We start from the raw sequence: 20,304 nt of genomic DNA on the forward strand, positions 1-20,304 counted from the left end.
GTTAACTCCCGCTCAACCGACACTCGGCGAGGCTTTGCTGCAGTAAGTCGACATCCTGCGGCGCACTGAAAATCAGCTCGATCCGCGAATCCTGCCGCCACTCACTGGCCAGCCATTGCAATTCGGCATTGTCCAGCGCATTTGCCGAGACCCACCCCTCGACACTGTGGATAACCAACTTCGCCCGTCGCCAGTCCAGGCTGGTCAGCCACCGGGAAACAAGCGTCACATCGAATGCCTGGCTCGGATGCCAGCGCCAGCCGATGCTCCAGCCGCCCTCCTGTTCCTGACTCAAACAAATCGGCAGCGCCGGATCGCTCCAGATTGCCGGTATTTGCCCCAGCCCCCTGGGCATCACAAAGTTATCCACACCCGCCGCTCCCTGAGCCGCCAGTCCCGGCAGTTCGCTCAGTGGCAAGAGCGCTTGCTGCGTCCAATACAATGAACGAGCAGGCAACTGTGCAGCGATTCGCTGGCGATCACTGGCATCCAGGCCTTCCGCCTTGTTCAGCAGCAACAAGCCGGCGCTACCCAACGCGTCCTGTTGCGACTCGGGCAACGCCTTGCCGCTGGCAAGAGCCTGGGCATCGAGCACCATCACACAGGGCTGCACCGCCAACACGCCGACCCACGGCGCCTCGCTCAACTGCCTGAGCAACTGCGCCGGATGCCCCAGCCCGGACGGCTCGATGAACAACCGATCCGGTCGCGCCTTGCGCAGCAAGCGGCCGAGCCCGATCTGAAACGGCGCGCCATTGACGCAACACAAACAGCCCCCGGCGACTTCACCCAGTGCGATACCATCGGCGTCCTGTGTCAGCAGCGCGGCGTCGAGGCCGATCTGGCCGAACTCGTTGATCAACACCGCCCAGCGTTCTCCGGCCGGGCGCTGCGCCAGCAGGTGCTTGATCAAACTGGTCTTGCCGGCACCCAATGGCCCGGCGATGACGTGGGTAGGAATGTTCTGCAACATGATCGAGGTTTTCTGAGGGGGTAAGGATGCGGTTGAGGGGATTGTCGTTGCTCCTGACGCTGACTTGCGGCGAGGCGCTGGCTCAAGCCTGCATCGTCCACAGTCAGGCTGAAAGGCTCGACGTGAAAGTCTGTCAGCAGAACCGCAACATCCCGGAAAAACTGTTCGCCGACGGCTTTTGCCAACCGAATCTGGCCGGACAGAAAGTCGAGGTCCAGTACCTCGACCAATGCCCTGCCGGGGCATTCGGCGTCTGCAGCAACGCTCAAGTCGCCAATATGCCTTACCGGCAGGATATTCACTATTACGGCGTGGCCACCGACGCGGCGTATTTGAAGCCGTTTTGCGAGGCCCAGAGCCAGGGCACCTGGCTCAAACCCTGAGCCGCTAGCTCAACCAGTCGAGGGTGAGGATCAAACGCCGCTCGCCAGCAGCGAGTTGCGGCGAGCGGTGAATCAATCCGAAACCTTCGTTGCCGTGCCATTTCTCCCCCTTGAGCAACGCCACGTCGCCGCTGGCGATCTGCCCGATCAGCGAGTTGTCCTGGGGTTCCGCGTCAGGCTTGCCCAATTGTCGGCGGTCCATCGCGCCTTCCATCAGCCACTGGCTGCCGATCCCGGCATAGGTGGTAATCAGCCGCACCGGTACGTGATCGACGTGAAAACGCGGGCACATGGCCTTGTCCAAAACCCGCAGACGCAGGCCGATGCGCCTGGCGCCGAGCAAACAGGCGAACGCACGGACCAGCCACGACAGGTCGGCGATGAAGCCTTCGTAGCCCTGAACATCACTGAAACGTGAGGCCAATCCGTGGAGATCGGGCTCTGCTTCGTCATCGGGCATTTCCAGTGGCAACGACTCGGCCAGCGGCTCGTTCATGGACAGCAGCAGGGTTGAGAAATCCGCGATATGGGCCGGGAGCTGGCGATTCCAGACAGCGAGGTTCACATCATCGTCGAGGATGCGGGTCAAGGACTCTGGCGTGGCAGCCTGATGTTGATACAGGGCGCGCGTCGCGACCGGGCCCGCGCCCAGAGGGGTCAGCGTCAACATCAGGCCGCCTCTTCATGCCAGGGACCGAATGGATCTGGCAGACGTTGCCAGCCCTCGACACCGAGCGCCATTTCTTCTTCGGTCAGCAGGCAGCCATCGAGTTCGTCGGTGAGGTGCGCGAAATCGATGTTCTGGCCGATGAACACCAGCTCCTGTCGACAGTCACCCGTGGCGGCAGTCCAGTGCGCCATGATGCCGGCCGTGCTTTCTTCCTCTTGAGGCCACTGGTCTTTCGGCACGAAACGCCACCAGCGTCCGGCAAACCCGTGTCGCATCAGCCCCCCGGCCTGGGACCAACTGCCCGCATCCTTGTGCTTGCTCGCCAGCCAGAAAAAACCTTTGGAACGCAGCAGTTTGCCGTTCACCCACGGACGATCGATAAAGCTGAAGAAACGCTGCGGATGGAAGGGGCGGCGCGCACGATAAACCGCAGATGCGATGCCATATTCTTCGGTTTCCGGCACATGCTCACCCCGTAACACCTGCAACCAGCCCGGTGCCTCGGCGGCTTTTTCGAAGTCGAATCGACCGGCGTTGAGGATTTTTTTCAGCGGTACTTCGCCCATGACCATCGCGATGATTTCCGCGCGGGCGTTGAGCCGTTCGAGGATCGCCATCAACTCTTGCCGTTCGCGGCTGCTGATCAGGTCGATCTTGCTGACCAGGATGACGTCGGCGAATTCGATCTGCTCGATCAACAGGTCGGTGATCGAACGTTCATCCTCTTCGCCAAGGGTTTCACCACGGGAGTCGAGGCTGTCGGCGGCCTGGTAGTCGAGCAGGAAGTTCATGCCGTCGACCACAGTGACCATGGTGTCGAGCCGGGCGATGTCGTTGAGGCTTTGGCCGCTTTCGTCGCGGAAGGTGAAAGTTTCCGCGACGGGAAGCGGTTCGGAAATGCCGGTGGACTCGATCAACAAGTAATCAAAGCGACCGTCCATCGCGAGTTTGCTCACTTCCTCAAGCAAGTCTTCGCGCAACGTGCAGCAAATGCAGCCGTTGCTCATTTCCACGAGTTTTTCTTCAGCACGATTGAGGCGCACATCCCGTTGCACCTCGCTACCGTCGATGTTGATTTCGCTCATGTCGTTGACGATGACAGCGACCCGCAGGTTTTCGCGATTACGTAGTATGTAATTAAGAAGTGTACTTTTTCCGGCGCCCAGAAAGCCGGACAACACGGTGACGGGAAGACGATCGGGCATCAGGTGCTCCTCACAAGAAATGCCCGGTCAAATCGTCGGGCTTATTTAAATGTTATAATATAACTAAATAACCAAACTACTCCCTTTTTGCCCGCGATGACAAAAGGCAGAATGCCAAAGCCCCTTCCAGCCAAGAGAAACGCCATGCCTAATGCCCTGAAATTGGCGCTGATGAGCGCTGCATTGTTGGTCGCCGTCGATACATGGGGGCAAATTCCAACGTTGGCCACCTGCACCCGCAGCGCCAGTTTGCTGGCTTGCGTGGACGCCGATGGCAATGCCTACAGCGTCAACACGGTCGGCAGCACAATTTATCTGCGCGGGTTCGAAGCGGCCGGAAAACGCTACTGGGCACAAACCAACAGTCGTTACGGCCAACTGACGTTTTTCACTGGCATAGCCTCTGACGGTGAAACCTGGGTCGGCTATAACCGGCGCGTCGGCTGGACCACGATCAATCGGTTTTCCAGCTCCGGCGGTAGCAGTGCCAGGTTCACCTGCAGCCGAGTTGCTGGCTGCTAGCCAGGCTTGGGACGTTTTCTGCGCCTGCCGCCAGGCGATGAAGCTGTGGTCCGGCGGGTTCTTCTGAAAGTAGCGCTACAAACCTTCAAACAAGCCGTCAGCCAATGCTTGCTGATGGCGTGCCGTGACCCATCGCTGACTATCGCAGGCATTGGAAATGAAGCCGGTTTCCACCAGGAGCGACAGCACGTCCGGAGACTGCTGTGCTTGCCTCTGTGCAGGGTGAAAGCCCGCTCGTGAAAAAGGCATCGTCGATTTGATTGTTATAATATAACATGTCAAATTAACTCCCACGATGGACCTGCCCATGAATGCGCTGACTCTGCCGGATATCGCCGCGCAGGCCGCACGCCAAGCCCTGCCACTGGAGTGGGTGGGCATGTGCGGCATTGCTCTTCCTGTTTTGTTCGATGGCCAACGCTTGGTGGCAACCGCTGATGCCGGAGTGAGCCTGGACGATGGAGAAGCACGCGGCATCCACATGTCGCGTCTTTATCTGGCGCTGGAACAACTGGAACAGGAAACGCTCTCGCCCGCTGTTCTACAGCGAGTTTTACAGCGCTTTCTCGACAGCCACCGAGGGCTTTCCAGCAGCGCATCGATAAAAATTCACACCGATTTACTGCTAAAAAGACCCGCATTGATTAGCCCGCTGGCCGGCTGGAAAAGCTATCCAGTGACCATCGAAGCGCGTTTGAAAAACGCAATGTTCCACGTGGAACTAAAAATCGACCTGCCGTATTCCTCAACCTGTCCCTGCTCAGCGGCACTGGCCCGGCAATTGATTCAGCAACAATTCATCACTGACTTCGCCAATACCTCCCTGCAACATGCCGACGTGTTGGCGTGGCTCGGGTCAACAAACGGCATCGTCGCGACGCCGCACAGTCAACGCAGCAGTGCCCAATTGCGTCTTCGTCTGGATGACTATCTGGATGAACTGCCGCTGGTTGCAATCATCAACGACGCCGAAGCGGCCCTCGGTACCGCCGTGCAAACCGCAGTGAAGCGCGCAGACGAGCAAGCCTTCGCCTTGGCCAACGGTCAGAACTTGATGTTCTGTGAAGACGCCGCGCGACGTTTGAACCAGGCCCTGAAACGCGCCCCGGGCATTAATGCCTTCCACATTCGAGTCGTCCACGCGGAAAGCCTGCACGCCCACGATGCCGTGGCTGACAGTCGCTGGAATTGGGAGGCCGCATGATCCGTTGCCAAGCCTTGCAATGGGGAGCGCCCGGACAACCGCTGACGCCACCGATGGATTTCGAATTAGCCAAGGGCAGCCTGACCGCCATTGTCGGGGCGAACGGTTCAGGTAAAAGCAGCCTGTTGAAAGTCATCGCGGGGCTGCAAAAGCCCCTGGCTGGCAAGGTTGTGCTGGGGGTTCCACGTCGGGGCGCCCTTTCATTTCTGCCACAGCAACAACATCTGGACCGGCAATTTCCCATCAGCCTCCAGCACTTGGTGGCCGCTGGTTTCTGGGGCAGCAAGCACGCGCCAGAGACACGCAAGCAACGCCTAGAAGCCGTGCTTGAAAGTTGGCACCTGAACGGCCTGGAACAACGCCCGTTAATGGCACTGTCCGGCGGCGAACTGCAGCGTGCCCTGCTTGCCCGTTTGAGCCTCTCGGACGCGCCCTTGTTGTTGCTCGATGAACCTCATGCGGCCCTCGATGAATCGGGTCAGGCGCTGCTCTGGGAACACATTCACGCCTGGCATGCCGAGGGCCGGACCTTGGTCGTCGTGTGCCACGACCTGGCCGCCGTTCGCCAACACATGCCCCAAACCCTACTGATCAAAAGCAGTGGGTGCGTCCTCGGGCAGAGCGTGGACTTGATCCATCAACAACCGCAAACGCAGGTGGCCTGATGCTCGCTGCCGTCGATTTTTGGCAACCCTTTCACGAGTTCGTCTTCATGCGCCGAGCCCTGCTCGGTGGCCTGACGCTGGCGTGCAGCACAGCGCCGCTTGGCGTATTTCTGATCTTGCGACGCATGAGCCTGATGGGTGATGCGGTGGCCCATGGCATCTTGCCCGGTGCAGCACTGGGCTTCTGGCTCGCCGGTTTGAGCCTCGGCGCACTGACCATCGGCGGTCTCGCCGCAGGCCTTGGCATGGCGGGTCTCGCCGCATGGGTCACCCGTCGCACCGGCCTGCGGGAAGACGCCAGCCTCGCTGCTATCTACCCGATCTCCCTGGCCAGCGGCGTACTGATCCTCGGGATGGCCGGTAAACGCCTGGACTTGCTGCACCTGCTGTTCGGCTCCGCGCTGGCGGTCGATGCTCCGACATTGACCGGTATGTTATGGGTCTGCGGCGTCAGCCTGATCACCCTGCTGTTGATCTACCGTCCGCTGGTGCTGGACACCCTAGACCCGCTTTTCCTGCAAATCGTCAGCCGGCTCGGCCCACTGGTCCATGGCGTCTTCCTGACGCTCGTGGTGCTGAATCTGGTTATTGGTTTCCAGGCCATCGGGGCCTTGATGGTGGTTGGCTTGATGATGTTGCCGGCCGCCGCTGCGCGCTTCTGGAGCCGTCGCCTGCCGGTACTGATCGCCGTTGCCGCGCTGCTCGGCAGCGTCTCGGTGTGGCTCGGTCTGCTGCTGTCATTCCATGACTCGCTTCCCAGCGGTCCCGCCATTGTGCTGGTGGCCGGCGGTTTCTATCTGGTGTCCGTGGTGTTCGGACCGGTGCACGGATTGCTGCGCCGCCCACCTTTGCTCACATCCCAATGAGGTATTACCCGATGCGCGCTTTACTCGTGCTGTTCAGTTTGATGCTGTCGATGTCGCTGTCCGCTGCAGAAAAACTTCAGGTGGTCACCAGTTTCAGCCTCCTCGCCGACATGACACATCAGGTCGGTGGCGAACATATCCAGATCACCAACATGGTCGGCCCGGACGCCGATGCCCACACTTACGAACCGACGCCAGATGACGCGAAAGCGCTATTGAAGGCCAAACTCATCATCAAAAATGGCTTGGGTTTCGAACCGTGGCTGGATCGCCTGGTGGCCAGCAGTGAAACCAAAGCACCGTTGATCAGCGCCAGCCACGGCGTCATTCCGCGCTCACTGGAGGAGGACGGCGAATCTATTCCAGACCCCCATGCCTGGCACAACCTGGCGAACACCGAGCTGTACATCAACAACATCGCCAAAGCCCTGATCGCCGCCGATCCCGCAAATAAAGACGACTACCAACGCAACAGCCAAACCTACCTGAAGCAGATCCACGCACTGCTGGCCGAAGCCAAGGCCAAGCTCGGCTCGCTTCCCCCGGGCAATCGCAAGATCGTCACGTCCCATGACGCTTTCGGCTATCTCGGCCAGGCGTATGGAATCGACTTCATGGCGCCTCAGGGCCTGTCGACCGAACGCGAACCTTCGGCCAGCGAAGTCGCTGCGCTGATCACCCAGATTCGTCAGGCCAAGGTCAAAGCGGTGTTCATGGAAAACATCAAGGACGCCCGCCTGCTCAAGCAGATCGCCGACGAAAGCGGGGCGCAGATCGGCGGCACCCTGTACTCCGACGCGCTCGCGTCGAGCGGTCAGGCCAGTACGTTTGCCGGGTTGTTCGAACACAACCTCAATACCCTCTACAACGCGTTGAGCAAACCATGATCCGGTGACCTACCCAGTTCTGGCGCCTGGCTACAAGGCCCTGAAGAACGAGTTCTGAACATGGCCGTCGGGGGCAGTGGTCGGATAGGAAGAAGGTCTAAATGACAAACGATAACCTTTACCTCTAATGTTCATGCGTGTGATCGAAGCATTTGAGAACAATAACCATGATCAAGATCACCCTCCCCGATGGTTCATTGCGTGAATACGATCAACCGCTATCCGTCCATGAGGTTGCCGCGAGTATCGGTCCAGGGCTGGCCAATGCGGCAGTAGCAGGCCGGGTGGAAGGTGCGCTAGTGGACTGCGAATTCATGATCAAGGCGAACGCCAGGGTCAGCATTGTGACGCCGCGCGAGCCCGATGGGCTGGAAATCCTGCGACGGTCCTGCTCGTTGATGCTGGCCATGGCGGTCAAGCAACTGCATTCCCACGCGCAAATGCGCACGGGCTCGGTGCTGGGTGACGGATTCTTTTGCGAGTTTGCTGTCGAGCGACCCCTGACCTCGACCGATCTGCCCCTGATCGAAGCGCGCATGCAGTCACTGGCCGCGACCAACCACTCAATACGTCGCCGTGAGACGCCCTCTCCCTCCATGCACCCTGAGCACTTGTCGGTCTACCGCCTGGGTGACTCCGAGTATTTAACGACTGGCCCGCACGTGCCCACCACCAAGGTTCTGCAAGCATTCGCCCTTGATCACATCAGCGGGACCTTGCAGCAACGAATCTACGGTACGTGTTGGTCCAGCCACCAGGAGTTGCAACAGTGGCGCCTGCCTCCCCATGTGATGGTCGTGAGCATCGATGAACGTCAGGCGACTTATGCACAATCGGTGACCGAAACCTTGCGCCGCACTGGCGTGCGCGCCGCGGCGGATCTGCGACATGAAAAAGTCGGTTACAAGATTCGCCAGCACAGCCAAACGGTGCCCTACCTGATCGTGATTGGCGAGAAAGAGCAGGCGGGTGGGTTCGTCAGTGTACGCAGTCGCACCGGTGAGGATTTCGGCAGGATGAAGGTTGAGGCGGCGTGTGAATGGTTGAAGCAACCGGGAAATGAGCTCGTGTAAACGCAGCACCCTCGCGAACCCGCCTCATTCCCTGTCAGTCGGTGACCTCTGCAGGAACGAGGCTGGCCCGCGAAGCTTTTAAGCCCTGGGCTTCACGGTTCCGCAATCCTGCCCCAACCACACGGCGCGGGTATCGAGACTGCCCTTCTGCTGAATACCAGTGGCATTGAAGGTGCCGTTAACCTTGGTTGTGAACTCACGATCGCTGAGGAACGTGGCGACACCTGCACCTTGCGCCTTAGGACAACTGAAGCGGAATTTCCACTGGTTGCCGCTGCGATCAGTGATTTCCTGCTTGCAGCCCGATTGCGGGTCCGTCAGTGGAATGTTGTCAGTCTTGACCTGCTCCGGGGTCAAGCACGCGCGGATTCCTTTACCGCCCATGGTGATGCCCTGCTTTTCCAGCTGCGCGCGCTGTTCAGGGGTCATCTGACTTTGAAGCTGGCCGAGGATCAGTTGCAGATCCGGCAGGTTCTGGTCATCGACTTTCATATTGCTTGAGGTCAATTCCCACAAGCCTGGCTGAAGCATTTGCGCCTGAGCGGCCACAGGAAGTGCCAAACCCAGTGCCATGGCCAAACCCAGCAGACGAACGTTCATCGTGTAACTCCTGATCAGTAGTGGCCGTTAGACGTCAGCCACGGGCTTCGGTTCATGGGTCAATTAAATAGCGACATTCTGCCCGGAACATGATCTGTTACGCATTGAATCTTCAGGAGCAAGGCTGCCCCCCATGGATTATTTTGGCCCCCATATTTTTGGCTACACGATTGCGCTACTGCACTTTCTGGGCATGATCACGGCGATACACGCGGTGCTGACCGTACGCACCGCCCAGGGATCGATCGCTTGGGCCCTGTCCCTGGTTTTTATACCTTACCTGACGCTCATCCCTTATCTGGTGTTTGGCCGCAGTACGTTCAACGCTTACATCAAGGCCCGGCGCCAGGCCAACGAAGAAATGCGCAGGGCGATCTCCGAGCTCAATTGGCGGCCATGGGTAGAAGAAGCGCTCACGGCCCGCGCCTCCACCGCATACGCCTCATTAAGAGCCATGCCGAAGTTGGGCCGTATGCCGTGCCTGGCCAACAACGAAGTGCAACTGTTGATCAACGGTCGAGCCACGTTTGATTCGATTTTCGACGCCATCAGCCAGGCAAAGGAAGCCGTCCTGATCCAGTTCTTCATCGTCCACGACGACCGCCTCGGTCAGCGTCTGCGAGATTTGCTGCTGCACAAAGCCGCTGAAGGCGTGGCGATTTACTTGCTGTACGACCGGATTGGCAGTCACTCCCTGCCCCACAGTTATGTGCAGTCGTTGCGCGAGGGCGGCGTCGAGGTCAAGGCCTTCGCGACCCGCAGCGGCTGGCTTAACCGCTTTCAGGTCAACTTTCGTAATCACCGCAAGATCGTCGTCGTGGACGGGATGCTGGGCTTCGTCGGCGGGCACAACGTCGGCGACGAATACATGGGCGAGAAACCGCCCCTGGCCCCTTGGCGTGATACCCATGTGCGCGTCCGTGGCCCGGTGGTCGCGTGCATGCAGGAGTCCTTTGCCGAAGACTGGTTCTGGGCCGCGCGCGCACTGCCGCCCCTGATTCTGCCGGATGTGTACCCGGATGACGGAGTGCTCTGCCAATTGCTGGCCAGCGGGCCAGCGGATTCCTACGAGACCTGTTCGTTGTTCTTCGTCGAAGCCATCCATGCGGCGACCGAGCGGGTGTGGATCACCAGCCCCTATTTCATTCCGGACGAAGCGGTGTTCGCTGCCTTGCGCCTGGCGGTATTGCGCGGGGTGGATGTGCGGCTGCTGCTGCCGTCACGACCCGATCACCGAATCGTCTACGCAGCCTCCAGCCTGTATGCCTTCGAAGCCGTGCGTGCCGGGGTGCGCGTGTTCCGCTACCAGCCCGGTTTCCTGCATCAGAAGGTGGTCTTGATCGACAGTGAAATCAGCGCCATTGGCAGCGCCAACCTGGACAACCGTTCGTTCCGGCTGAACTTCGAAGTGATGTTGCTGACGGTCGATAGCGCCTTTGCTGCCGAGGTGGAGCACATGCTCAACGACGACTTCGCCCAGGCACACGAAATCGCCAAAGAAGAAAGCCGGGAAACCCACCGCCTGCAACAGGTCGGCATGCGGGTTGCCCGGCTTATTTCGCCGATTCTTTAAGGCGTGTAGATGTCGTCGCGGGTCCACGGCAGTTCATGGCTGCCATCGGGGTGGGTCTTCACCGCAAGGATCTGGTGCAGGTTGATCCAGCCCCTGGCGAACGCGTAGGCGCATCCTGCCAGGTACAACCGCCAGATCCGCAGCGCTTGATCCGGCACCTCTTTGGCGGCGGCTTCAAGGTTATCTTCGAGGCGTTCGCTCCAGTGGTCCAGGGTGCGTGCGTAGTGCAGACGCAGGCTCTCGACATCGACAATCTCGAGCCCTGCCTCGCTGATCTCGGCAGAGATCATCGACAGGTGTGGCAGCTCGCCGTTGGGGAATACGTATTTCTCAATGAAATCCCCAGCGCCACGTCCCACCGGACGACCGTCGGTGTGCTTGGCCGTGATCCCGTGGTTCATCACCAGGCCACCCTCCTTCACCGCACCGAACAAGGTTTTGCAGTACTCGGCCAGGTTGGCGTGACCGACGTGTTCGAACATTCCGACGCTGACCACCTTGTCGAACCGACCGTCTTGCGGCAAATCGCGGTAGTCGAGCAACTGCAGCTCGACCAGGTCCTCCAGCCCTTCCTCTTTAACGCGCTCACGGGCCAGGGCCAGTTGCTCTTTGCTCAACGTAATGCCGAACACTTTCGCGCCGAATTCACGGGCCGCATACCGCGCCAACCCGCCCCAACCGCAGCCGACATCGAGCAGATAATCGCCCGGTTGCAGGCGCAACTTGCGGCACAGATGGCGGAATTTCGCTTGTTGGGCTTGCTCAAGGGGCTCGCTGCCGGTCTCGAAATAAGCGCAGGAATACGCCATGTCGCTATCGAGCCACAGCTGATAAAACGCATTGGAAAGGTCGTAGTGATAGGAAATCGCCTTGGCGTCGGTTTCCTTGTCGTGGACGGTACGTACAGGTTGACTGCCATCGTCCTCCGCTAGCAGCGCCTGACTCCATTCATCACACACGCGAATGACGTCGCTGATGGAACCCTCCAGCTCCAGTTTGCCTTCGACAAACGCTGCCCCTAGCGCGTCCAGGCTGGGACGGGTGAACTGGGTAACCATTTGTGGGTCCTTGACCACAATCGTGACGCTGGGTGTCGGCCCCAGATTGAATTCATGGCCGTCCCAGAGTCGCAGGCGTAGCGGTAACTGCAGATTCTGTAAGGCCGGTGGAAGTTGCGCGAGCATGGATAATCCCCCTTGTTTCAGACGTCTGATCAGAGGGTAGACCATCTTGGAAAAATAGCTGGCTATCGAACTAATAGCCAATTTCTATAATTCGCGGCAAAACGCCCGCTTGCCGCCAATACACAAAATGCCGTGCCCTCACCTTAAATGACTGCGAACGGCGCACACAGTTCTGAAATCTTTCAACCGGGCATCCCGCGCGCTAGAGCCGCTGCCGAATTGCACTCAGTCCTCATCCTTTAACTTGAGCAGCGGTTCTTGAAAGCGCAGCAGCCGCCCTGCGTTACCCAATACCAACAATGTACTGAGGTTATGCAAGACCGCCGCAATCATCGCGCCCGCCGCACCGAGCCAGCCGAACGCGGCAAAGGCCACAATCGCCAGGGTCCACCCCAGGCCGATGATCACATTGACCTGCAACGTCTGTCGGCATTGCCGACTCAAGCGCACGCACGTACCGAGGCGGCGCAAGTCGCTGCCGATCAGCACGACATCAGCCGACGCCAAGGCGATATCCGCCCCGCCCGCGCCCATTGCAACACCGACCACACCCGCCTTGAGCGCCAGCGAATCGTTGATTCCATCCCCCACCACCATCGGCCGGAAACCGCTGCCGATCTCCTTGAGCACGCGGTTCAACTTGTCCTCGGGCAAGGCCTGCGCTTCGACGTCATTGATGCCAACGTCCCGAGCGAGCGAGTGCGCGACACTTTGTCGGTCGCCGGTCAGCAACAGCTGCCGACCCAATCCAAGCTCGCGTAACTCGTTCAAGGCATATTTCGCTTCCGGTTTAACGCTGTCGGCCAACAACAACCAGGCAAGGAATTCACCGTTTAGCGCCAGCCCGGCAATCGGACCGTCGTGGTCTGGAACATCTGAGGTGGCGATGCCCAATTGAGCGAACAACTCCGGTCGCCCCAATGCGGCTTCGCCTTGCTCCGTCATGGCCACCACGCCCAAGCCCTGACGCTCGTGAATGTTCGACAACAGCAAAAAATGATCCTGCGTCACCAGCCCGGCCAGCGCCCGACTGACCGGGTGACTGCTGGCGGAACCGAGGCTGGCGGCGAGTTTCAGGACGTGGCTGCGGTCCTCCAGCGGGCTGTCGATGGCTTGCAGGCGCAAGGTGCCGAAGGTCAGGGTTCCGGTCTTGTCGACCACCAGCGACGTCAGGTCTGCCAGCTCTTCAAGAAACGCCGAGCTGCGAATCAGAATGCCGTGCCGCGCCGCCACCGCCACCCCGGCAATCGCAGTCGCTGGCGCGGACAACACCAGCGCACAAGGACAAGCCGCCACCAGCACCGCAAGCATGGCTTGAGCATCGTTGGTGATGAACCAGGTCACGGCGGCCAGTAGCAATACCAGCACCATGTAGCTTGCGGCGTAACGCTCCAGCAACCGGGTGATCGGCGGCTTGGAACGTTCGGCGTTTTGCATCAGTGCGATGACTTTGCCGAGGGTCGATTCGCGGCCGGTTCGGGTGACTTCGATGCGCAGCAGGCCATCGAGATTAATCGCGCCACCGAACACCGGCATGCCGACGCCGGCCTCCATCGGCACCGATTCGCCGGTAATGGACGCGGTGTCCAGACTCGCCTGACCGGACAACACCCGACCGTCCGCCGGCACCCGGTCACCGGCGCGAACTTCCACCCGATCGCCAGCCTTGAGCGTACCGTTGTCCACCTCGACGATGGAGCCATCCGCCTGGACCTTGCGTGCATGGCTGCGAGTCAGTTTGCCGAGGGCGTGAATGGCTTCTTGCGAGCCAATGACGCTGCGCTCTTCCAACACGTGGCCGAAGATCATGATGATCGGCAACAACGCCGCCGTCAGCAGATCGCCTGTCGCCCAGGCCCCCAGCATGGCCAGGGCGATCAGTTGATCGGTAATCCCGTGCAAACTCGGATACCGCAGGCTGTACCAGGCCGACCGCATGACCGGCACGGCCACCAGTACGGAAGCAAAACCCAGGAGCAATTGGCTGACACCGATCTGATCCGGCGCCCACCAGCGCCACAAGAGGCCCAGCGCGAGCAAGCCGAGTGCAAGCATGGCCAGCGTCAACTGACGGGCAGCGCTGCGTTGTTCTGCCGAGGACAACATGCTCGGCGCAGCAGTTTGAGCGGTCATTGTGCAGCTCCCTGAATGATCAGGCGGGTATCGTCTTTCGGATCAACCGTGGTGACCGAGCCAGCCTGGCCAAGAATCTTCGGTATCCGCTCGCGGTAGATACGCAGCAACATTTGCGGGTCGGTGCCCTGTTGTTGCGCCTGGGTCAGGCTCAACACCGTGGCCGTATCCGCAGAGGCCTTCGCCAGCCGTTCGCTGGCCTGAGCGTGGGCGACCTGCAGTGTGCGGTCGGCTTGTTCGTTGGCAGTCTGGGTCAGCTTCTCCGCTTCCGTGCGCGCGTTGGCCACGGCTTTGTCGGCTTGTTGGCTGGCCGTCAACACCGCGTTGAAGGCGGTGACCGCAGGGTCTGGCAGACTCGATTGCACATCAACCCGCGACACCTCGATCCCCAGTCCCTGCCCCGTCGCCGCCAATTGAGCCAAGCGTTGATTGATGCCTTGCACCAGATCACCTCGCAGGCGCTCACGTCTTTCGGCTGCCTGATTATCGGCACCGATCAGTTCCGGTCGGGCGACCAGAATGGTGTCCAGGTCACGTGCGGCGGTCAGTGCCACCGCGCTACGGGTCACCATTCGGTCCAGTGCCGGGAGTACATGTTCGCCTTGAAGCACGAAGGCATATGGCTCAGTAACCTTGTAGAACACCCGAACATCCAGTTGCACCACACCGGCATCCCCCGTCAGCAGGTAACCGGAACCTGCCAGCGCATCGCTGATCGGCGTTGCGAAACTGGCCACGCGATCGGCCTGCAAGGCGGAGTCGGTGCGCAGCAAGTTTTCCACGCGACGCTCGATCACCCGGTCCGCCGCCGGTAGCAAAATCACCTGCTCGAACGGTCGCGGCCAGGCCAATAGCAAACCAGCATTCTGGATGCGATCCAGGGCACCGAAGTGCAACACCACCGCACGATTTTGTGGGTCTATTTGCCGCACGTTGGAGAACGCCCACGCCAAAGCAGCCAAGACCGTTACCGCGTAAAGCGCGAGAAATGCCAGGCGCCCGGCCTGTATCCAGGGGCTGCTCAACTCATTTGTTCCACGTGGAACCCAACTCATGGCTGCGATCCGGACTTGTTATCGAGGGTTGGCGGGCCATCAACCAACACCCGGAAAGGCGCGGCATCAGTGCGCAGAATCAGTTTCGTACCCGGCGTGACTACAGTGCCCAAGGTATCGAGCGAGCGCAGCAGGTTGTAGAGCTGTGGTGAACCGGCATACGCGCGGCCATAAATCTGCGCGGCCTCGACCCGGGATTGCGCCTCGATGTCCGCCGCTTTCACCGTCGCATCGGCCTGGACGATCCGCGCATCACGTTCCGCCGCGGAGCGGATTTGTGCCGCTTCGCGCTTGCCGATAGCCGTGCGTTCGGTGGCGATGGTTTCACGCTCGGCGCGCATACGATCAACCGTCGCCGTCAGCGTCACTGAAGGCAAGGTCAGGCGTTCGATACCCACTTGCAGTACCCGCACGCCATAGGTGGTCAGCAACTGCTGATCGATTTGCTTACGCAGTTGCGCTTCGAAATCAGCGATGTGAACTTGGCTGGCGTCGGTGTTCACCAGATTGGCGAGATCGAAACTACTGGCCGTGGTCTCCAGTGCCGAGCCGACAAAGGTGCGGATTTGTCGCGCCGCTTCGTCCGGCTGATTTTGCACAGCACGCATAAAGCGCTGCACATTGTCAGGGTCACCCTGCACCTGCCAGGCCACGTACGCCTGGATGATGATGCGCAAACCGTCGCGCGTGCCGACATCCTGCAAACCGCTGGACGTGGTGCGCAACCGCAAATCAACCGGGATCGCCGCTTCGAACGGCGCCGGCCAACGCCACCCCAGACCGGGTTCAAGCAAGACCCGCGACGGATTACCGAAACGGGTAATCACCGTCGCTTCACCCGAGCGCACTTGCACCAGGCTCGCGGCCGCCACCGCAACCGCCACCAGCAACGCGGCCCACCCCATGCGTCGCCAAGGGAAAGGGCCGGCCTCTTGTGGATCGCCGTGGTGATGATGGTGATGACCGTGGTGGTGATGCCCGCCATGGCCGTGATCGTGGCCACTGTGGTCATCATGATCGTGGGTATGCGACTGGCTCAATGGGCGGCTCCTGGCTGAGCGGATGGACGCGACGGCGCAGGGTCAGCCGGCAACGTGAACGTACGGAGGTCGATGGTCGGCGCATTGCTGCTGCCGCCCAGGCGATGATCGAGGACCAGCAACCTGGCATTGGCCAGGCCCTGCGAAAGTTGACTGAGGTACTGCTCAAGCACGAAGGCCTGGCCCGCACTGGCATAAGCCTTTTTCTCGGCGGCAAATTTCAGGTCGGCAGCCTTGGCCGTCGCATTGATTTCCTCGGCACTCGCCGTGGCTTGATCGCGGGCCATGCTGGCCTGCAACAGGGCCTGGTTGGTGGCTTCGGCGGCGGCGCCGCGTTCACGGGCGATCAGGGCCTGCGCGCCGATCTGCGCCGCTTGAACGCCGTGATAAGCATTGGCCGCCCCTGCCGGTGGATGGATCGCCTCGACCACCGTGGCGAGAATTTCAACGCCACTGTCGAGCTTCTGCAGGTCGGCCTGCACGGCCCGACCAATCTCTTCGGCGAGCCCGACCCGGTCCTCACCGAGTAAACCGTCAAGGGTTCGCGAGGCGAAGTCGTGGACCAGAATGCGGCTGGCGGTGCTGCGGATCAGGGTCGGCACGTCCGCGCTGTTATAAGTCGCCGCCAGCGCAGCTTTATCATCCAAACCGATGCGATAGACAAATCGGACGTCCATGTTGACGATCTGGAAGCTCTGTTTGTCGGCACGGCTGCTGGCAATCACCTGGGATTTGTCATTCACATGGCTGGCGTCCCACAACCGGTTGGCCGTTATCGGCGCCGGGCCTTCGGCGGGGTCGGCCTGCACGGGGGCTGATTTTTCACCCACGCTGGTGGCCAATTCATGAACCACTCCGTTTTCGACACTCACCACCCTGCCCAACGGCCAGGGTAAACCTGCCTGTAATCCAGGACCGAATACCGCCACTGGTTGGCCAAAGCGCTCGTAGATCCCCCGCCCTTGCAACGGTATTTCATGAATACCGGTCAGCGACCATCCGACAAGAGCGACAACGCCCAGCACCGGCAAAAACGCCCGACGCATGTAAGTGAAGGCCCAGATCTGTCGCAGGTCGATGCCGAAGCGGTTGTGCAATTCGTGCTGCAGGGCCAGCAAGGGTTGTGGCGGCCAGCGCAGCATGTCGGCGATAAAACTGCGCGCCAGTAAAGCAGGTTCGAGTCGATCTCGACGAGGGCTGAACAATGACAACACGGCACGCAACAACAATTCGGATGCAACGAGTCCCGGCAACAGGCCGATCAGTACAGCCAGACGCACCGGCCAGACCGAGGTTTCATTGCCAAACAACAGGCATGACGCACCGAGTATCAGGCTGATGATTGCCACCCGGATCAACTGTGCCAACGTGCCGGCTTCTGGCCATTGGGCGCTGCCTTCCTGCGTCAGCTGACGCTCAAGAACCAGCAAGCCAAAGCCCAGCAACAGCGCCATGGCAGCACCGACAGTGGCCGACAAGCCCAAAGCGGCGGGCGGTAAATCAAGGTTCCAGGCTTGCTCGACGCTGAGTAATGCCAGCAGCGCCCAACCACCCAACCACAGTGTTGGCGCACCGATTTGCCCGAGCAGATTCAGCCATCGCTGACGGATCCGCTCACGAAGCTGCTCGTACCCGCCCGCCGGGGCTTCTGCCTCTGCCGGGGCGACCATCAACGGCGCCAGCGGACTCATTGCCCGCGCGCGCCATTGCGTCACCCACCCGGCGGATTGCAAGCCTGCAACCAGCACCAACAACGCAGCGCTCTGATTGAACAACAGGGCAGGCCAAAGGGACTGCGGCGCAAACAGCCCGACAAAAAAACCAGACACCAGACCCATCGCCGCGAGCACACCCAGACCGATGGTGAGCAGACGCAATCGTCGCCCTTGAAAAACGGCCTGCTGAAAGCGCGGCAATCCGGCTGCCTGCGCTCCTTCCTCATCGAGATCGACTTGCATACCACCCCAGTGTTTACATTGGCCAACGTCACATTTAGTTACGATATAACGCAACCAGTGAAATTTCCGTACATATGTGCGCTATCTAAAAAGGCTCAACCTGTCGCTAGCCTGAAGCCTTGACCGAAATGCACTTAAACGCTCATATTATGATCGTAATTTTTTATCAAAGACTACGTTTACCCCTTCCCCCAATCGCTTTCATTCCAGGAGTAATCCATGAGCAGTTATGACGTTGTGATACTTGGCGGTGGCCCCGGTGGCTACAACGCAGCGATCCGCGCGGGCCAACTGGGTTTGAAAGCCGCGTGCGTAGAAGGACGCGCCACGCTGGGCGGCACCTGCCTGAACGTCGGCTGCATGCCATCCAAAGCCTTGCTGCATGCCTCCGAACTTTACGACGCGGCGATGGGCGCGGAATTCGCCAACCTGGGGATTGAGGTCAAACCCACGCTCAATCTGGCTCAAATGATGAAACAGAAAGACGAAAGCGTGACCGGGCTGACCAAAGGCATCGAGTTCCTCTTTCGCAAAAACAAGGTCGACTGGATCAAGGGATGGGGCCATATCGACGGGCCGGGCAAAGTCACGGTAACGGACAGTGCCGGTGGCAAGACCGAACTGAGCGCCAAAGACATCATTATCGCCACCGGTTCCGAACCCACTCCCCTGCCCGGCGTGGAGATCGATAACCAACGCATCCTCGATTCAACCGGCGCACTGTCACTGACCGAAGTCCCGAAACACCTGGTGGTGATCGGCGCTGGGGTGATTGGCCTGGAGCTGGGTTCGGTCTGGCGGCGTTTGGGAGCTCAGGTGACCGTGGTCGAATACCTGGACCGGATCTGCCCGGGCGTGGACGGCGAAGCGGGCAAAACCCTGCAGCGCTCATTGAGCAAACAAGGGATCAGCTTCAAGTTGAGTTCAAAAGTGACCCGCGCCACCCCATCCGCCACCGGCGTCCAACTCAGCGTCGAGCCCGCCGCAGGTGGCACCGCAGAGTCGATTGAAGCCGATTACGTACTGGTGGCCATCGGACGCCGACCTTACACACAGGGCCTGGGGCTGGAAAACGTCGGCCTCGCCACTGACAAACGCGGCATGCTCGCCAACAAGGGCCACCGCACGGAAGCCGCTGGCATCTGGGTGATTGGTGATGTCACCTCCGGCCCGATGCTCGCGCACAAGGCCGAAGACGAAGCCATGGCCTGCGTCGAGCAGATCGTTGGCAAGGCCGGCGAGGTCAATTACGACTTGATCCCCAACGTGATCTATACCAAACCCGAACTGGCCAGCGTCGGCAAGACCGAAGAACAACTGAAGGCCGAAGGTCGCGCATTCAAAGTCGGCAAATTCCCCTTTACCGCCAACAGCCGGGCGAAGATCAATCACGAAACCGAAGGCTTTGCCAAAGTGCTGGCCGATGAGCGCACGGACGAAATCCTCGGCGTGCATCTGGTGGGCCCGAGCGTCAGTGAAATGATTGGCGAGTATTGCGTGGCCATGGAGTTCAGCGCGTCCGCCGAAGACATCGCCCTGACCTGCCACCCACACCCGACACGCTCCGAGGCGTTGCGCCAGGCCGCGATGAATGTGGAGGGGATGGCGACGCAGATGTAAGGCGCCTGATTTTTCTGTGGCGAGTCCATCGCTTTCGCGAACAGGCTCGCTCCCACTTGAAATGCGTTCATCTGTGGGAGCGAGCCCGCTCGCGAAAAGATCGCCTGAGCTAAAGCGGCAAATGCCCCAAGGGCAACGCCCCCGGCGTCTTCACCGTGTGAATGGCAAAGTTGCTGCGGATATCGCTCACGCCCGGCAATTTCAACAAGCATCCCGTGAGAAAACGGTCATAGGCGCGCAAATCCGGCACCACCACCTGTAAAAGAAAATCCGACTCTCCTGACACCAGAAACGCCGAAATCACTTCGGGCAACGCCGTCACTGACAGGCGGAAGGCTTCTGCCTGCTCGTCGTTGTGGCGCTCGACCTTGACCCCAACAAACACGGTCAAGCCAAGCCCGACTTCATCACGGCCCAGATTGGCCTGGTAGCCACGAATCACCCCGGCCTCTTCAAGCATCCGCACCCGCCGTAGACAGGGTGACGCAGACAGTCCGATTTCGTCAGCCAGCTGCACATTACTCAAGCGACCGTCCCGTTGCAGCGCGGCAAGAATCTTGCGGTCGTAGGCATCCAGTTTCATGGTTTGGCAGATCCCGATAGCACAGAGGTCATAGCCTGGCAGATTATGCCAAGGCTGGCCGTTTTAGAAGCGAACTACGCAACCACCTGCCCCGCCCTTGCGCCCTAGAC

Annotated in this window: 19 protein-coding genes and 1 pseudogene; 9 read left to right on the plus strand and 11 right to left on the minus strand. The window is 60.1% G+C overall.

From position 1 onward, the window contains the following. Position 1: 1 nt before the first annotated feature. Positions 2–973, minus strand: a complete 972-nt coding sequence (locus ACX3YD_RS15220; RefSeq protein ID WP_458960453.1) for a CobW family GTP-binding protein — start codon at positions 971–973, stop codon at positions 2–4. 26 nt (positions 974–999) lie between these two features. Between ACX3YD_RS15220 and ACX3YD_RS15225 the strand changes: the two genes are divergently transcribed. Then, complete coding sequence (locus tag ACX3YD_RS15225; protein WP_103402983.1) at positions 1,000–1,356, plus strand: NADH:ubiquinone oxidoreductase; 357 nt, start codon at positions 1,000–1,002, stop codon at positions 1,354–1,356. A 4-nt stretch (positions 1,357–1,360) separates the two neighbouring features. Here the strand turns inward: ACX3YD_RS15225 and ACX3YD_RS15230 are convergent, their stop codons facing one another. Continuing rightward, positions 1,361–2,026, minus strand: coding sequence for a DUF1826 domain-containing protein (locus ACX3YD_RS15230; RefSeq protein ID WP_458960454.1), 666 nt, complete (start codon positions 2,024–2,026; stop codon positions 1,361–1,363). Beyond that, positions 2,026–3,231: a zinc metallochaperone GTPase ZigA gene (gene zigA, locus ACX3YD_RS15235; RefSeq protein ID WP_458960455.1), complete on the minus strand. Its 1,206-nt coding sequence runs from the start codon at positions 3,229–3,231 to the stop codon at positions 2,026–2,028. The genes ACX3YD_RS15230 and zigA overlap by 1 nt, the downstream gene beginning before the upstream one ends. Before the next feature lie 144 nt (positions 3,232–3,375). On the opposite strand from zigA, the gene ACX3YD_RS15240 reads away from it, so the two are divergent. Further along, complete coding sequence (locus ACX3YD_RS15240) at positions 3,376–3,753, plus strand: glutamine synthetase (protein ID WP_458960456.1); 378 nt, start codon at positions 3,376–3,378, stop codon at positions 3,751–3,753. A 3-nt stretch (positions 3,754–3,756) separates the two neighbouring features. On the opposite strand, the pseudogene ACX3YD_RS15245 reads toward ACX3YD_RS15240, so the two are convergent. Beyond that, a pseudogene (locus tag ACX3YD_RS15245) lies at positions 3,757–3,954 on the minus strand (N-acetylmuramoyl-L-alanine amidase); the annotation flags it as partial. A 106-nt stretch (positions 3,955–4,060) separates the two neighbouring features. Between ACX3YD_RS15245 and folE2 the strand changes: the two are divergent. From folE2 to ACX3YD_RS15270, 5 genes are all read left to right on the plus strand, one after another. Further along, entirely contained in the window at positions 4,061–4,957 is an 897-nt protein-coding gene (gene folE2, locus ACX3YD_RS15250) for a GTP cyclohydrolase FolE2 (RefSeq protein ID WP_103402987.1), read from the plus strand. Continuing rightward, a complete protein-coding gene (locus ACX3YD_RS15255) occupies positions 4,954–5,622 on the plus strand; it encodes a metal ABC transporter ATP-binding protein (RefSeq protein WP_458960457.1) in 669 nt (222 codons plus the stop codon). Before folE2 ends, ACX3YD_RS15255 begins: the two co-directional genes overlap by 4 nt. Then, entirely contained in the window at positions 5,622–6,488 is an 867-nt protein-coding gene (locus ACX3YD_RS15260; RefSeq protein WP_458960458.1) for a metal ABC transporter permease, read from the plus strand. Before ACX3YD_RS15255 ends, ACX3YD_RS15260 begins: the two co-directional genes overlap by 1 nt. Positions 6,489–6,499: 11 nt before the next feature. Continuing rightward, positions 6,500–7,375 (plus strand): metal ABC transporter substrate-binding protein, encoded by an 876-nt coding sequence (locus ACX3YD_RS15265; protein ID WP_458960459.1) that lies wholly within the window; start codon positions 6,500–6,502, stop codon positions 7,373–7,375. 167 nt (positions 7,376–7,542) lie between these two features. Then, positions 7,543–8,448, plus strand: coding sequence for a His/Gly/Thr/Pro-type tRNA ligase C-terminal domain-containing protein (locus ACX3YD_RS15270; RefSeq protein WP_103402991.1), 906 nt, complete (start codon positions 7,543–7,545; stop codon positions 8,446–8,448). A gap of 78 nt (positions 8,449–8,526) precedes the next feature. On the opposite strand, the gene ACX3YD_RS15275 is transcribed toward ACX3YD_RS15270, so the two are convergent. Next, positions 8,527–9,048 carry a DUF3617 domain-containing protein gene (locus tag ACX3YD_RS15275; RefSeq protein ID WP_047535330.1) on the minus strand — a complete coding sequence of 174 codons (522 nt, stop codon included), beginning with the start codon at positions 9,046–9,048 and terminating at the stop codon, positions 8,527–8,529. Positions 9,049–9,181: 133 nt separating this feature from the next. Between ACX3YD_RS15275 and cls the strand changes: the two genes are divergently transcribed. After that, positions 9,182–10,621, plus strand: a complete 1,440-nt coding sequence (gene cls / locus ACX3YD_RS15280; RefSeq protein WP_458960460.1) for a cardiolipin synthase — start codon at positions 9,182–9,184, stop codon at positions 10,619–10,621. Here the strand turns inward: cls and cfaB are convergent. The 5 genes from cfaB to hflK (ACX3YD_RS15305) all read right to left on the minus strand — a co-directional run bounded on the left by cfaB (position 10,618) and on the right by hflK (ACX3YD_RS15305) (position 17,991). After that, entirely contained in the window at positions 10,618–11,805 is a 1,188-nt protein-coding gene (gene cfaB / locus ACX3YD_RS15285; RefSeq protein WP_458960461.1) for a C17 cyclopropane fatty acid synthase CfaB, read from the minus strand. The genes cls and cfaB overlap by 4 nt on opposite strands. 225 nt (positions 11,806–12,030) lie before the next feature. Then, positions 12,031–13,938, minus strand: a complete 1,908-nt coding sequence (locus ACX3YD_RS15290) for a cation-translocating P-type ATPase (protein WP_103402994.1) — start codon at positions 13,936–13,938, stop codon at positions 12,031–12,033. Next, on the minus strand, positions 13,935–14,993 hold the full coding sequence (hflK, locus tag ACX3YD_RS15295) for a protease modulator HflK (RefSeq protein ID WP_103402995.1): 1,059 nt from the start codon (positions 14,991–14,993) through the stop codon (positions 13,935–13,937). Before hflK (ACX3YD_RS15295) ends, ACX3YD_RS15290 begins: the two co-directional genes overlap by 4 nt. Continuing rightward, positions 14,990–16,033: a protease modulator HflC gene (gene hflC / locus ACX3YD_RS15300; protein ID WP_047535344.1), complete on the minus strand. Its 1,044-nt coding sequence runs from the start codon at positions 16,031–16,033 to the stop codon at positions 14,990–14,992. Before hflC ends, hflK (ACX3YD_RS15295) begins: the two co-directional genes overlap by 4 nt. Further along, positions 16,030–17,991 (minus strand): protease modulator HflK, encoded by a 1,962-nt coding sequence (gene hflK, locus ACX3YD_RS15305; protein ID WP_458960462.1) that lies wholly within the window; start codon positions 17,989–17,991, stop codon positions 16,030–16,032. Before hflK (ACX3YD_RS15305) ends, hflC begins: the two co-directional genes overlap by 4 nt. Before the next feature lie 219 nt (positions 17,992–18,210). On the opposite strand from hflK (ACX3YD_RS15305), the gene lpdA reads away from it, so the two are divergent. Continuing rightward, positions 18,211–19,611, plus strand: a complete 1,401-nt coding sequence (lpdA, locus tag ACX3YD_RS15310) for a dihydrolipoyl dehydrogenase (RefSeq protein WP_458960463.1) — start codon at positions 18,211–18,213, stop codon at positions 19,609–19,611. 109 nt (positions 19,612–19,720) lie between these two features. On the opposite strand, the gene ACX3YD_RS15315 is transcribed toward lpdA, so the two are convergent. Further along, positions 19,721–20,194 carry an Lrp/AsnC family transcriptional regulator gene (locus ACX3YD_RS15315; protein ID WP_103402998.1) on the minus strand — a complete coding sequence of 158 codons (474 nt, stop codon included), beginning with the start codon at positions 20,192–20,194 and terminating at the stop codon, positions 19,721–19,723. Positions 20,195–20,304 lie beyond the last annotated feature (110 nt).

It is taken from the genome of Pseudomonas fluorescens group sp. PF-1, from assembly GCF_054481335.1.

Excerpts from the sequence above, each read along its gene's own strand:
- ACX3YD_RS15255 (WP_458960457.1), top strand. The coding sequence starts at position 4,954 with ATGATCCGTTGCCAAGCCTTGCAATGGGGAGCGCCCGGACAACCGCTG.
- ACX3YD_RS15290 (WP_103402994.1), bottom strand. The coding sequence starts at position 13,938 with ATGACCGCTCAAACTGCTGCGCCGAGCATGTTGTCCTCGGCAGAACAA.
- ACX3YD_RS15265 (WP_458960459.1), top strand. The coding sequence starts at position 6,500 with ATGCGCGCTTTACTCGTGCTGTTCAGTTTGATGCTGTCGATGTCGCTG.
- hflK (WP_103402995.1), bottom strand. The coding sequence starts at position 14,993 with ATGAGTTGGGTTCCACGTGGAACAAATGAGTTGAGCAGCCCCTGGATA.
- lpdA (WP_458960463.1), top strand. The coding sequence starts at position 18,211 with ATGAGCAGTTATGACGTTGTGATACTTGGCGGTGGCCCCGGTGGCTAC.
- zigA (WP_458960455.1), bottom strand. The coding sequence starts at position 3,231 with ATGCCCGATCGTCTTCCCGTCACCGTGTTGTCCGGCTTTCTGGGCGCC.
- ACX3YD_RS15220 (WP_458960453.1), bottom strand. The coding sequence starts at position 973 with ATGTTGCAGAACATTCCTACCCACGTCATCGCCGGGCCATTGGGTGCC.
- ACX3YD_RS15260 (WP_458960458.1), top strand. The coding sequence starts at position 5,622 with ATGCTCGCTGCCGTCGATTTTTGGCAACCCTTTCACGAGTTCGTCTTC.
- ACX3YD_RS15230 (WP_458960454.1), bottom strand. The coding sequence starts at position 2,026 with ATGTTGACGCTGACCCCTCTGGGCGCGGGCCCGGTCGCGACGCGCGCC.
- folE2 (WP_103402987.1), top strand. The coding sequence starts at position 4,061 with ATGAATGCGCTGACTCTGCCGGATATCGCCGCGCAGGCCGCACGCCAA.
- ACX3YD_RS15315 (WP_103402998.1), bottom strand. The coding sequence starts at position 20,194 with ATGAAACTGGATGCCTACGACCGCAAGATTCTTGCCGCGCTGCAACGG.
- cls (WP_458960460.1), top strand. The coding sequence starts at position 9,182 with ATGGATTATTTTGGCCCCCATATTTTTGGCTACACGATTGCGCTACTG.
- hflK (WP_458960462.1), bottom strand. The coding sequence starts at position 17,991 with ATGCAAGTCGATCTCGATGAGGAAGGAGCGCAGGCAGCCGGATTGCCG.
- ACX3YD_RS15240 (WP_458960456.1), top strand. The coding sequence starts at position 3,376 with ATGCCTAATGCCCTGAAATTGGCGCTGATGAGCGCTGCATTGTTGGTC.
- cfaB (WP_458960461.1), bottom strand. The coding sequence starts at position 11,805 with ATGCTCGCGCAACTTCCACCGGCCTTACAGAATCTGCAGTTACCGCTA.
- ACX3YD_RS15275 (WP_047535330.1), bottom strand. The coding sequence starts at position 9,048 with ATGAACGTTCGTCTGCTGGGTTTGGCCATGGCACTGGGTTTGGCACTT.
- ACX3YD_RS15225 (WP_103402983.1), top strand. The coding sequence starts at position 1,000 with ATGCGGTTGAGGGGATTGTCGTTGCTCCTGACGCTGACTTGCGGCGAG.
- ACX3YD_RS15270 (WP_103402991.1), top strand. The coding sequence starts at position 7,543 with ATGATCAAGATCACCCTCCCCGATGGTTCATTGCGTGAATACGATCAA.